The sequence below is a fragment of the Brevundimonas guildfordensis genome, from assembly GCF_014836405.1.
Taxonomy (GTDB): domain Bacteria; phylum Pseudomonadota; class Alphaproteobacteria; order Caulobacterales; family Caulobacteraceae; genus Brevundimonas; species Brevundimonas guildfordensis.
Genome location: NZ_JACSQU010000003.1, coordinates 415960 through 428613 on the forward strand (window position 1 = coordinate 415960; position 12654 = coordinate 428613).

General features: G+C 68.2%; 12 protein-coding genes. 8 read left to right on the top strand and 4 right to left on the bottom strand.

Annotated elements, in window-relative coordinates; all coding sequences use genetic code 11:
* The first annotated feature begins 1 nt into the window (after window position 1).
* Entirely contained in the window at window positions 2–478 is a 477-nt protein-coding gene (locus tag H9656_RS13515) for a cupin domain-containing protein (protein ID WP_191744766.1), read from the top strand.
* Window positions 479–525: 47 nt separating this feature from the next.
* Window positions 526–1794, top strand: coding sequence for an MFS transporter (locus H9656_RS13520; protein ID WP_225212556.1), 1269 nt, complete (start codon window positions 526–528; stop codon window positions 1792–1794).
* A 55-nt stretch (window positions 1795–1849) separates the two neighbouring features.
* Here the strand turns inward: H9656_RS13520 and H9656_RS13525 are convergent, their stop codons facing one another.
* Window positions 1850–2887 carry a 2'-deoxycytidine 5'-triphosphate deaminase gene (locus tag H9656_RS13525; protein ID WP_191744767.1) on the bottom strand — a complete coding sequence of 346 codons (1038 nt, stop codon included), beginning with the start codon at window positions 2885–2887 and terminating at the stop codon, window positions 1850–1852.
* Window positions 2888–2980: 93 nt separating this feature from the next.
* On the opposite strand from H9656_RS13525, the gene apaG reads away from it, so the two are divergent.
* Window positions 2981–3388, top strand: coding sequence for a Co2+/Mg2+ efflux protein ApaG (gene apaG / locus H9656_RS13530; RefSeq protein ID WP_191744768.1), 408 nt, complete (start codon window positions 2981–2983; stop codon window positions 3386–3388).
* 309 nt (window positions 3389–3697) lie between these two features.
* Here the strand turns inward: apaG and gcrA are convergent, their stop codons facing one another.
* Window positions 3698–4237, bottom strand: coding sequence for a cell cycle sigma 70 cofactor GcrA (gene gcrA, locus H9656_RS13535; RefSeq protein WP_191744769.1), 540 nt, complete (start codon window positions 4235–4237; stop codon window positions 3698–3700).
* A gap of 235 nt (window positions 4238–4472) precedes the next feature.
* Between gcrA and H9656_RS13540 the strand changes: the two genes are divergently transcribed.
* The 4 genes from H9656_RS13540 (at window position 4473) to argF (ending at window position 8662) form a co-directional block, all read left to right on the top strand.
* Window positions 4473–5309, top strand: a complete 837-nt coding sequence (locus tag H9656_RS13540) for an ABC transporter permease (protein ID WP_191744770.1) — start codon at window positions 4473–4475, stop codon at window positions 5307–5309.
* Window positions 5310–5365: 56 nt separating this feature from the next.
* On the top strand, window positions 5366–6280 hold the full coding sequence (locus tag H9656_RS13545) for a M20/M25/M40 family metallo-hydrolase (protein ID WP_191744771.1): 915 nt from the start codon (window positions 5366–5368) through the stop codon (window positions 6278–6280).
* Window positions 6281–6415: 135 nt separating this feature from the next.
* Window positions 6416–7591, top strand: coding sequence for an aspartate aminotransferase family protein (locus tag H9656_RS13550; RefSeq protein WP_191744845.1), 1176 nt, complete (start codon window positions 6416–6418; stop codon window positions 7589–7591).
* Window positions 7592–7744: 153 nt separating this feature from the next.
* Complete coding sequence (gene argF, locus H9656_RS13555; protein ID WP_191744772.1) at window positions 7745–8662, top strand: ornithine carbamoyltransferase; 918 nt, start codon at window positions 7745–7747, stop codon at window positions 8660–8662.
* A 44-nt stretch (window positions 8663–8706) separates the two neighbouring features.
* Here the strand turns inward: argF and H9656_RS13560 are convergent, their stop codons facing one another.
* Both H9656_RS13560 and H9656_RS13565 read right to left on the bottom strand, forming a co-directional pair.
* The gene (locus H9656_RS13560; RefSeq protein WP_191744773.1) at window positions 8707–9213 is read right to left on the bottom strand and encodes a pyridoxamine 5'-phosphate oxidase family protein; all 507 of its coding nucleotides are present in this window, start codon (window positions 9211–9213) and stop codon (window positions 8707–8709) included.
* 60 nt (window positions 9214–9273) lie between these two features.
* On the bottom strand, window positions 9274–9492 hold the full coding sequence (locus H9656_RS13565; protein WP_191744774.1) for a hypothetical protein: 219 nt from the start codon (window positions 9490–9492) through the stop codon (window positions 9274–9276).
* 244 nt (window positions 9493–9736) lie between these two features.
* Here H9656_RS13565 and H9656_RS13570 point away from each other — a divergent pair, with 244 nt between their 5' ends.
* Entirely contained in the window at window positions 9737–12559 is a 2823-nt protein-coding gene (locus tag H9656_RS13570) for a hypothetical protein (RefSeq protein ID WP_318240645.1), read from the top strand.
* Window positions 12560–12654 lie beyond the last annotated feature (95 nt).

Here is a 12654-nt window from a genome sequence, read left to right on the forward strand (position 1 = left end):
CGTGCCCAAGATCGACATTGACGCCGCCCCGACCGGCCATGGGACCGGCTACCCCGAGGAATTCGCCGCTCCATGCAAGCCGCGGCGCCGCTGGCGGCTGGGCGATGCGGTCGGTCTGGATCAATTCGGCGTCAATCTGCTGCGCCTGCCCGCCGGGGCCTGGTCCAGCCAGCGCCACTGGCACGCGGCCGAGGACGAGTTCGTCTGGGTGCTGGACGGCGAGGTGGTGCTGGTCGAGGACGACGGCGAAACCCTTCTGCACGCCGGCGACTGCGCGGGCTTCAAGGCGGGCGTTCCGAACGGTCACAAGATCGAGAACCGCAGCGATCGCGAGGCGGTGCTGCTGGAGGTCGGCACGCGCAGCCCCGACACGGACGCCTGCGACTATCCCGATATCGACATGATCCTCCCCCAGGGCGCCGACCGATACTTCCATCGCGACGGAACCCCCTATCCGAAGACGCCCAGACGAACGTGACGACCGAAAGCATCGATACCGCCCCCACGGTTCCTCCCCAGCCGCCGCTGCCGCCCGGACCGCCTCCCGGATCCCCCCCTGACCACGGCCCGTCCAGCCCCTGGGGCATCGGCGACTTCCGCCTGCTGTGGCTGGGACGGCTGGTGGCGGTGCTGGGCATCCAGATCCAGTCGTCAGCCCTGCTGTGGCAGGTTTATGAGATCGCCCGGCGCGATCATCCGATCGAACAGGCCAGCCTTTATCTAGGGCTGGTGGGTCTGTGCCAATTCCTGCCGCTGCTGGCCTTCACCCTGCCCGCTGGGGCCATGGCGGACCGGCGCGACCGCAAGCACACCGTGACCCTGTCGATCATCGTCGAGGGGATGTGCGCGGGCGCCTTCCTGATGATGGCGCTGCACGGGGCGCCGCCGCTGTGGGGTCTGCTGGCGGTGGCCGCCGTCTTCGGCGCGGCGCGCGCCTTCCTGGCTCCGGCCAGCCAGGCCTTCCTGCCGATGGTGGTGGGACGCAAGGCCCTGCCGCCCGCCATCGCCGCGCAGTCTATCGCCTTCCAGACCGGCGCCATTGCGGGGCCGGCCCTGGGCGGGGTCATTGTCGGCGTGAACGTGCCGCTGGCTTACGCCTCGGCGATGGCGCTGTTTCTGGTCGCGGTCGCCTGCTTTCTGCTGATCCGCACCAAGGGCAAGCCGCAGGTCGATCCGTCCAAGCTGGGTCCGGTGCAGCAAGTCCGCGAAGGCCTGGCCTATGTGTGGAAGACCAAGATCGTGCTGGGCGCCATTTCCCTGGATCTGGTCGTCGTGCTGCTGGCGGGTGTGGCCCTCCTGACGCCGATCTTCGCGCGCGACATCCTGCATGTCGGGGCCATCGGTTTCGGCCTGCTGCGGGCGTCGTTCGGGGTGGGGGCGCTGATCATGGCCCTGTATCTCAGCCGCTTCCCTATCGTGCGTCACGGCGGGCGCTGGATGTTCGGGGCGGTGGCTGTGTTCGGCGTCTGCACCCTGATCTTCGGCCTGTCTACGAGCGTCTGGCTGTCGGGGGCGGTGTTGTTCCTGGGCGGGGCGGCGGACATGATCAGCGTCAACATCCGCCAGACCCTGATCCAGCTGGCCACGCCCGATCACATGCGCGGGCGGGTGTCATCGGTGTCAATGCTGTTCATCGGCGCCTCGAACGAACTGGGTGAGGCCTATTCCGGCGTGGCGGTGCGCCTGCTCGGCCCGATCGGCGCGGCGGTGTTCGGCGGCGCGGGCGCCCTGGCCGCGACAGGGGTATGGGCCAAGGTCTTCCCGGACCTGCGCAAGGCGAGCAAGCTGACCTAGATCACTTGAAGAAAGGCCCCGCAATCTGCTGATCGCGGGGCCCGTCTCGGTTGGCTCACCCCCAGGGGCGGAAGTGTTTCGACAGCTTGAGCCCCTGGCTCTGATAGTGGCTGCCGCCTTCGCCATAGAGGCGCGACGGCCGCTCGGTCAGCGGTTCATAGACCAGGCGGGCGACGATCTGGCCGTGTTCCAGCAGGAAGGGGGTGTCGTGGGTGCGGACCTCCAGCACGCCCTTGGAGCCCGCGCCATGCGCCTCGTCCGTGCCGAAGCCGGGGTCGAAGAAGCCGGCGTAGTGAACGCGGAACTCGCCGACCGAGGGGTCGATCGGGGTCATTTCGGCGGCCTGATCGACGGGGATCTCCACATCGTCGGACGAGGCCAGGATGTAGAACTCGCCCGGATCCAGCAGCAGTTCGCCGCGACGCAGCGTCAGCGGCTCCCAGAAGTCGCGCGGGTCGTGGCCGTCGATGTGGTCCATGTTGACCACGCCCGCGTGACGGCGGCCGCGATAGCCGACGACGCCATTGTCGCCCGCGCGCAGGTCGACGCCGACGCTGCGGGTCTCCAGCTTGGGCGGCTCGCCCGCCTTGAGGCGCAGCTGGTTCAGGCGGGTGCCTGGCTTGACCAGGATGGAGAAGGTCTGGGGCGCGATCTCGAGATACAGCGGGCCGTCGTAACCCTCGTCCACGTCGTCGAAGCTGCCGCCCTGATCGGTCAAAAGGCGCACGAAGACATCGACGCGGCCGGTCGAGCTTTTGGGATTGGCGCGAGCGTTCAGGCCGCGCGGCAGGTGCAGACGCTCCTGCAGGCGGGCGATGTAGACGCAGCCCTTCTCCATCACATAGCCGCTGCCCGGCAGGTCGATGGCGTGCATGGCGACGTCGGCGATGCGCTCCTCGACCTTGCGCTGACCCGGCAGGAAGGAGGCGCGCACGCGCCAGGCCTTATCCGACAGGCGCAGGTCCAGGCTGGCGGGCTGCACCTGATCGACGTCGAACGGGGTTTCGGAGGCGATGGCGCCGATCGCGATCAGGGTCTCAATACCCTGGAAGGGAAGGATGCCGGGCTGGTCGGGAATCTGAAAGCTGGTCATGCCGTCCTGTTCTCACACGGATTTTCTCGTCTGTGTAGCTTGTCGGCGACGACAGACGCTTGAACCCCGCGTACGGCGGGCTGCATATAGCGCATGCACTCCGCTCCTGCCTACTCCGCCGAGACCGAAGGCGTCGTCGTTCGCGTCCGCCCCTCCTATCTGGCGGGCCAGTCGGACCCGGCCGAGGGGCGCTGGGTCTGGGCCTATCAGGTCGAGATCGTCAATCTGAGCGGCGGCCCGGTGCAACTGGTGGCCCGGCGCTGGACGATCACCGACGCGTTCGGCCGGGTCGAGGAAGTGCGCGGTCCCGGCGTGGTCGGCGAGCAGCCGGTGATCGAGCCGGGCGACAGCTACGCCTACGCTTCGGGCTGTCCGCTGACGACGCCCTCGGGCTCGATGGTCGGCGCTTACTTCATGCAGGACGCCGAGGGGCGGATGTTTGAAGCCGCCATCCCGGCCTTCAGCCTGGACGTGCCGGATGCGCGAAGGGTGCTGAACTAAGAGCGAGCGGCGGGGCGGGGGGCGCCTAAATCGGCCTTCAAGCAGCGCTAGGCGCGGTAGGGCCAAACAAAAAACCCCTCGCCAGAGGCGAGGGGGATGGGACTGCGTCAACCCGGATAACCGCAGTCCCGCCCCGGAACCCGCAAGAAACCGGCGGGGCGGACGGCGGCCCCACTAGGGGGCGTTCGTGTCGGCCCTAGGGCCGAAAGGCGACGACGCGGCGGCGCTGCTTTAAGCCTGCTATCGCTCGCGACGCGGTCGCTCACCACTTGAGCAGAAGCAGCCGCCGAACGGCGAGCGGCACCAGGCTTAGATATACCTACGCAGGCTGCGGGCCAGGTCGGAGGAGGCGTCCTTGCCGGCGCTCTTGCGAACCTGGGGCTGGTAGGCGACGCGGGCGTGCTCGACGCAGTAGACGCCTTCCGAGGCGCGACGGCCGCAGAAGCTGAAGTCGCTGGTCGAAGGATCGCCGATCGGCCATTTGCACATGTGGGCGCCCAGGGTCAGCACCGTGGCGGTGCCGGGCAGTTCCGGCGCGGCCGCAGGGGTCGGCGTCTGCGACGCGGCGGCGACCGGGCGCGGGGCGACGGCCTCGATGCGGCGCGGAGCGGACGGCGCCTGCACCGGAGCAGCCGGGGCGGCGGCGCGCGGACGGGCGGGGCGGAAGGTGGTGCGCGCGGGCTGCGACGGAGCGGCCCGGCCCGACAGGCCCAGGCGGTGCACCTTGCCGATCACGGCGTTGCGGGTCACGCCGCCGCCCAGGGCCTTGGCGATCTGGCTCGCTGACTGACCTTCCAGCCACAGCTTCTTCAGCGCGCCGACGCGGTCTTCGGTCCAACCTGGGTTCATGTCGTCCTCCTGCGGAGACGTCAGATTCAATATCTTGTGTCGGAGTCCGAATTTCGGCCCCTCATCACGCCTCTAATCGTAAATCACCTCTTAAAAGACGCAATATGTGGGAATTCACCTGTCCACAGAAACTACATGTAGTATGGTTAATGTCCCGATTTGAATCAGTTTCTTGGCCTTAATCCACAGGGCGGGCGTCTTGCGAAACCGGCTTGGCTGTCGCATCTGAGGCGGCATGACGCACCTGACCGCCGGTTCCGAAGCCCCTTCCGCCCCCCATGGCCTGCCCCAGCCCCGTCGCTATGACGGGATCAACTGGGTGGGCCTGCGCACCCTGTATCTGAAAGAGGTCCGCCGCTTCTGGAAGGTGGGCGCTCAGACCGTCGCTGCGCCGGTCGTGACGACGTTGCTCTACATGATGGTTTTCGTAGTGGCGCTGAAGGGCGCGCGGCCGCCGCTGCACGGCACGCCCTTTGCCGAGTTCGTGGCGCCGGGCCTGATCATGATGGCCATCCTTCAGAACGCCTTCGCCAACGCGTCTTCCAGCCTGATCCAGGCCAAGATCATGGGCACGGCGACCGATTTCCTGACCCCGCCGCTCAGCCCGCTTGAGCTGACCATCGGCTTCACCCTGGGCGCGGCGACGCGCGGGGTGGCGGTCGGCCTCGTGACGGCCATCTGCGTCATGCCCTTCGCCAAGCTGGGCCTGGCCAACATCGCCCTGATCATCTGGTTCGGCCTGATCGCCTCCCTGCTGATGGGCATGATGGGGGTTCTGGCCGGCCTGTGGTCCGAGAAGTTCGACCATCTGTCGGCGGTGCAGAACTTCGTGGTCATGCCGATGACCTTCCTGTCGGGCACCTTCTATTTGATCGACAGCCTGCCTGAACCCTTCGCCAGCATCAGCAAGTTCAATCCCTTCTTCTATCTGATCGACGGATTCCGGGCGGGCTTCATCGGCCATGCCGAGGGAAGCCTGGTGGTCGGAGTGGTCATGAGCGCCGTGCTCACCGTCATCATGGGTGCGGCGTGCTGGCTGGTGTTCCGTTCGGGCTGGCGGCTGAAGAGCTGACGGCTTAATCAGAGGTCGAGCGCGAGGCGAGGGGCCTTCGCGAATGGGGCCTCGCCATGTCGTTTCATCTTCGCCTGAAAGCCGCAGTCAGCGGCGCCGTTCTGGCCGCCGTCTGCCTGACAGCGGCGCCGACGCTCGCCCAGAACCGCGCCGCCGATCTGCGCGAGCAGGTCGGCGCCTACGCCCAGCCGTCCAACGCCGAACGACTGCAGGTGCTATTGCGCCAGCTTCGGGCCGAGGGCTTCGCGCCCACCGTCGAGACCTTCGACGGCGGGGGCCGTGGCGAGCCGATGCAGGGCTCCAACGTCGTCGTCACCATCGGCGAGGGCGCGAAGGAAATCCTGCTCATCGCCCACTATGACGCGGTGAAGTTGCGGGACGGCGCGATGGCGGACGGTCTGGTCGACAACGCCGGCTCGGTCGTCGCCCTGATCGAGGCGGCCAAGATCCTGCGCGAGGCGCCGCTGTCGCACCGCATCCGCATCATCTTCTTCGACCAGGAGGAACTGGGCCTGATCGGCGCGCGGAAGTGGATCGAGGCGCACGGTTTGGCCAACGTCGCCGCCGTGGTGAACTCCGACGTCGCGGCTTATGGCGACACCATGATGTACGGCCAGAACAACGGCCCGCAATCGGCCTTCGTCACCCGCGCGGTGCAGGAGCTGTGCGCCGAACAGGCCCTGCAGTGCGTCGGCTTCCCCATCTATCCGCCGTCGGACGACCGGGCCTTCTCGGCGGCGGGCGCGCCTGTGGTCTCGCTGGGCTTCCAGGACGAGGTCGGCGCCCACCAGATGTGGCTGGCCTTCAACGGCGGAAAGGCGAACGGTCTGGCCGAAGGCTTCACGCCTCAGGTTTTCCGGCTGATCCACTCCAAGGACGACGCCATCGAGGCGGTCGAGGGCGAGACGATCGATCTGGCGGGCCGGACCTACGCCGCCCTGATCCGCAAACTGGATGCGCAACTGCGCTGATTTCGCAACGCGGGCGGTGTTGACTATGCGGAAATAGCGCCCGACAAGTTCCTCGCCCTTTTCCAAAAGCGGTCCCGTCGCTGACGCGTCGGGGCCGTCTCACTTTATGGAGTCTGCCCAGTGTCCGGTCATCTGATGGGTGTCTACAATCGCGCGCCGCTGGAAGTGGAGCGCGGCCAGGGCGTCCGCCTGTGGTCCGCGGACGGGACCGAGTACCTGGACTGCGTTTCGGGCATTTCGACCAACGCGCTGGGCCACGCCAACCCCAAGCTGGTCGCCGCGCTGAAAGCCCAGGCCGACAAGCTGTGGCACGTCTCCAACATCTTCAAGATTCCGGGCCAGGACGCCCTGGCCGACGACCTGTGCGCCAAGTCCTTCGCCGACGTCGTCTTCTTCACCAACTCGGGCACCGAGGCGGTCGAGTGCGCGCTGAAGACGGCGCGCAAGTTCCACGTCGCCAACGGCCAACCTGAGCGGATCGACATCTACGGCTTCGACGGCTCCTTCCACGGGCGCACCTACGGCGCCATCAACGCCGCCGCCAACCCCAGCTACACCGAGGGCTTCGGGCCCAAGATGGAAGGCTTCCATCAGCTGGTGTGGGGCGACAAGGAGGCCCTGACGGCTGCCTTCGAGAACCCGAACACCGCCGCCATCATTCTGGAGCCGGTGCAGGGCGAGGGCGGCTGCCGCGCCACGCCGGACGCGGATCTGCGCTGGATGCGCGAGATGGCCGACCAGTACGGCGTGCTGATCATCTTCGACGAGGTCCAGTGCGGCATGGGCCGGACCGGCAAGCTGTGGGCCCACGAATGGGCCGGCATGACCCCGGACATCATGGCGGTCGCCAAGGCTCTGGGCGGCGGCTTCCCCATCGGCGCCTGCCTGTCCACGGCGGAGGCGGCCAAGGGAATGACGGTCGGCGCGCACGGCTCGACCTTCGGCGGCAACCCGCTGGCGATGGCGGTCGGCAAGGCGGCCTTTGACGAGGTGTCGTCGGACGCCATCCTGAACAACGTCAACGAGGTCGCCGGCTATCTGAAGCAGCAGTTGCACGGGCTGGCCGAACGCTTCCCTGACGTAATCGTCGAGGTGCGCGGCAAGGGTCTGCTGCTGGGCGTCAAGCTGGTCCCGAACAACCGCGAGTTCATGGGCTGGGCGCGCGATGAAGCCAAGCTGCTGGTCGCCGGCGGCGGCGACAACCTGGTCCGTATCCTGCCGCCGCTGAACATCACCCTCGACGAGGCCCGCGAGGCGGTCGAGAAGTTCGAAACGGCCTGCGAGTTCGCCCGCGCCAAGATGGCCGGCTGACGCTGGTTCTTCCTCCCGCCACAGGGAGGACGGCTGAGCCTTACGGCTAGGCCGGGTGGGGCGCTCTCTTCTACTCCAAGGTTTTGCAAGGGCCGTCCCCACCCGGTCCCTGTGCGACCACCCTCCCGTGAAGGGGAGGGAGAAGGCTTGGTCATGGTTCGTCACTTCCTCGACATCCACCGCCTGGACGCGGCGACCCTGCGCGCCATTCTGGACGACGCCCATGCCCGAAAACGCGCCCGCAAGGGCTGGCCCCAGGGTCGGCCCGACGCCGACGCGCCCGGCAAGGACCGCGTTCTGGCCATGGTCTTCGAGAAGAACTCGACCCGCACCCGCTTCAGCTTCGATGCGGCCATCCGCCAGCTGGGCGGCGACTCCATCATCGCCACGGCCTCGGACATGCAACTGGGCCGGGGCGAGCCGGTCGAGGACACGGCCCGGGTCCTGTCGCGCATGGTCGACGCCGTGATGATCCGCGCCAATGACCACGAGGATGTCGAGCGCTTCGCCCGCGTCTCCAGCGTGCCGGTGGTCAACGGCCTGACCGACCGCAGCCACCCGTGCCAGATCCTGGCCGACCTGATGACCATCGAGGAGCATCGCGGCTCGATCGAGGGCAAGACGATCGCCTGGATCGGCGACGGCAACAACGTCTGCCACAGCTTCATGCATGCGGCCCCCAAGTTCGGATTCCACCTGAACGTCGCCTGCCCGGCGGAATACCACCCGGATCTCCGGGATCTCGAAAAGGGCGGCGCCCACGTCACTCTGACGAGCGATCCGCGCGAGGCGGTCAAAGGCGCCGACGTCGTCGTCACCGACACCTGGGTGTCGATGGGGGATCAGGACTATGAGGCCCGGTTGGCGGCCTTCGAGCCCTACGGCGTCGACGAGACCCTGATGGCCGAAGCGGCCGACGACGCCGTCTTCCTGCACTGCCTGCCGGCGCACCGGGGCGAAGAGGTTACGGACGCCGTCATCGACGGCCCGCAGTCGTTGATCTGGGATGAAGCCGAGAACCGCCTCCATGCGCAGAAGGCGGTCCTGGCCTGGTGTTTCGAGGCTTTTTAAGAAGCCCTAACGCGCTTCGCGCTGCTTGAGGGCGGGCGAAGGCTCTAGCTCAGGTTGACGTCGGCCACGTCGCCGGCGTCCGGCAGGGTCTTGGTCAGATTCGCCTTGGCGATTTCGAAGGCGAACTTCACCAGGCCGCCGTCGCTGACCCAGACGCGGCCGTCGTCGGCGTCGAAGCGCAGAAGAGTCAGGCGTGGGTCGTCCTTGCCTTCAGGATACCAGGCCGCCAGGATCGGGTTCCAATAGCGTTCGATGACCTCCCGGTCGTGCCCATGCACCGACAGGGCGCCGTGGATGCAGGCCCAGACCTTCTGGTCTTTCGAGCCATAGCTGAACATGGCCGTTTGCCCCGGCGCCGCCGCATCGCGGGCCAGGTCCGTGTCGTCGCGGGTGAAGAACCAGATCGTCCCCGTTTCGGCTTCGCGGAAGGCGGTCATCGGCTGGCTATGATAGCCGGGCCGCTCCAGCCCGAGCATGCCGGTGTTGCTGGACTTCAGGCTTTTCCAGAAAGCCTCTTCGGCCTGCGCCGGCGTCAATTCCTTGTCGGTCACACGGGTCTCCTGGTGTCCATGGGGAGACAGGAAAACCGCCCGCAGCCCAGAGCGTTCCCGCTAGAAAGCCGGCGCCGCTGGCAGGGGTCGACCGCTCAGCTCCGCCATCAGGTGGATCAACAGGTAGAAGGCCAAGGCGGCGGCGAGCAACATGATGAACCGCCACGGCATCATGCGCGGGCCGCGCGTGATGTCTGTCGGTCGCGCTCCGCGCCATCCGGCGAAGACGACCAACGCCAAGGAGGCGATGAGCAGGATCAGGGTGAGCGTGGCGTCCATGACCGCGGCAGTTGGGGCGCCTAAGGCTGGGATGCAAGCGTCCCGCCGCCCCCGATCGCCAGCTTGGCCGTAATTCTTGATGCGTGGTTAATCTAAACGCGGCATTAACCATGCCGGGCGCATCAGCGCCGTGTCGGCTGCCGTGGGCGGTTCGTGGCGAGGCGCCACATCTTGCGGTTAACGACACGTTTACACGCTCTATCTGGAAGGATACCGTTCGCGTCATGGGTCGGGAGGCGAATCAGTGACCGCAGCGGCGCCGTGGAGCGTGAAGGGCATCGATCCCAAGGCGCGCGAGATCGCCAAGGATCTGGCGCGTCGCTCGGGCATGACCCTGGGCGAGTGGCTGAACTCCATGATCATGGATGAGCCTGAAGAGGACGACAGCGTCGCCACCCTGCCGCGCCGGTCGCCCATTCCTGATCCCTATGATCGCCGCAGCCGTTCGCGCCGCCTGGACGACGTCTATGGCGAGGATGCGCACCGGCATGAAGGCCTGGGCAGAATGGGCGCCTCGCTTGAGGTGATCGCTGAGCGTCTGGAGGCGGCTGAGCGCCGCTCGACCCTGGCCATTCAGGGCATCGATCAGGCCGTCGTCGGTCTGGTGCGTCGGATGGAGGCGCAGGACGAGGCCGAGGCGGCCAAGGCGCGCCGCATCGACGACATCGCCGAGGAACTGCGCGAGGGCCACCGTCGCCTGCGTCGTCTGGAGCAAGACGCCGGAGCCGAGGCGCGCGATGGGCTGGACAAGCTGGATGCGGCCCTGACCGCCGTCTCCACCCGCCTTTATGAAATGGACGAGCGCCAGCGGGCGGGCGTCAGCGAACTGCGCGATCGGATCGAAGCGGTCGAAAAGGCGGCTGGGCCGGGCGCCGGAACAACTCTGCTGTCGCAAGTGGGCGTGCGTCTGGACGACGCACAGTCGCAGACCTCCGAAGCGCTCAAGGGATTGGAGCGGTCGTTCGCGGCGCTCGACCTGCGGATGCGCGACGCCGAGCGCCGCATCGAGCCGGACCACGCGCGCGAAGCCTCGCGCTTTGAAAAGCTGGCGGAGGCTCTCACCCGGCAGGTGGAATCCAGCCGCGTCGAGATGATGCGACGCCTGGATGTGGCCGAAACCGAAGGCCGCGTCGAGCGGATCGAGCGCGCGTTGGCCGCGATCGGCGAGCAGGCCCGCGCCGCCGAGCAGCGCTCGGTCGCCGCGGTCGAGGGTATGGGCCACGAGATCATGCGCATCGCCCGCAACCTGAATGGCCGGGTGGAGAAGGTCGAGGCGGCGGGCGCAGGGGCGTCGGACGCGCGCGTCGCCGCGCTTGAACAGAAGCTGGAGCGCGACCTGGCTCGCCACGCCCAGGCGGTGGACCAGCGCCTGACTCAGGCCGACGACCAGCACGCCCTGGCGCTGGAACGTCTCGGCGGGGAGATCGCCCGTATTTCCGACCGGCTCGGCGAGCGGATCGCCCAGTCCGAGCGTCGCTCTGCCCAAGCTCTGGACGACATCGGCCGCCGCCTGGCCGAAAGCACCGACAAGATGCACCAGCGCCACGAGCGCGCCTCGGGCGACCTGGCCGAGCGGATGCGTCAGAGCGAGGAGCGCACGGCGCGCCTGCTGGCCGAGGCGCGCGACAGCATCGAGCAGCGCGCCGGCCGCGCCGAGCGCCGCGACGTTCCGCTGGAGAGTCCTGAGCCCGCGCCGTGGACCCCCGCTGAAAGTCCCAGCGGCGATTGGCGCGCGGCGGCTTTCGCCGATCCGGTCGAGCCCTGGTCGCAAGACCCGCTGGCGGGCGCCGTTCAGGCTGAGCCTTTCCCGACGGAGCCGGAGCGCCATTCAGACGACGGCGTTTTCGTCGACCCGTTCGAGGCCGACTTCCTTGAGCCCGCGCGAGCCGCGACGCCGTTTGGCCGCGCGCCGGTCGAGCCATCGGCTGAATCGCCGGCAAGCCATGCGCCGGACGCTTTCGGCGGCGCCGACATCAGCGACATCCTGGCGGCGTTCGAGACCCCGGGGGCCGACGTCTTCGCCCGCCCCGAGTCTGTTGCAGCGACGGCAGATCACCGCCCGCTGATGCTGGACGGCGACGATGACGGCTTTGCGGCGGAACTGGAGTTCGTCGACCCGGCGCCGCGCGAGTCGGTCGCCGAGGAGCCGACGACGACCCGCGACGTGCTGGACGCGGCGCGCGCCGCCATGGCGCCGGACACCGCCGATGATGGCGCCCGCGCCGGCTTCGGTCTCAAAAAACGCGGCGGCAAGTCCAAGCTGCAGGAGCGTCTGGACAAGCAGGCGGGCCGTCAGGGCTCAACCATGCGCAAGGCCATGGGCGCCTCAGCCGTGGCGGCCCTGGTGGTCGGCGGCGGCTACGCCAGCCTACAGGTGGCCGAGGGCGCAGGCCTGCGCTTCCCGGGCGTAAGCGTGTCGGGCGTTGCGCTGGGCCCTGCGGACGCAGAAGCGGCGCTGGATACGCCCATCGCCGCCCTGGCGCTGGACGCCACGCCGACCGAGGCGGTGCCTTCGCCCGAGGCGGCGGCGACGGAGGGTGCGTCCCTGTTCGCGCGCGCCAGCCTGATGCTGAACAATGGCGACGAGGCCGGCGTCGAGCCGCTGACCCGCGCGGCCAATCTGGGCTATGCGCCGGCGCAGCTGCGACTTGCCATGCTCTATCAGGACGGTCAGGCGGGACTGGCGGTTGACGACGTCGAGGCGCGCGCCTGGGCCCGCCGCGCGGCCGAGGGCGGCGACGCCAAGGCCATGCATCACTACGCCATGCAACTGTATGACGGGATCGGCGGCGCCAAGAGCGGGCCTGACGCGTTGACCTGGCTGAAGAAGGCGGCCGAGGCCGGCCGCGTCGACAGCCAGTATAACGTCGCCAAGATGCTGGAGCAGGGTGACGAGGGCGTCGCCGCCAATCGCACCGAAGCCTTCAAATGGTACATGATCGCGGCACGGCGCGGCGATCAGCAGGCCCTGGCCTCGGTGCAGCGCCTGACACCCGCCCTGTCGGCTGTCGAACGCCGCAAGGCGCGTGAGGCCGCCGACGCCTTCACCGCCCCGCCGCTTGCGTAAATACGGCGCGCAAACAGGGCAGGCCGGGGGTGGCGGTTCGCCGCAGGGGTCGCTAAGACCGAAGGTCTAGTCGCCTTTCCGGCGCCGATTGCCTG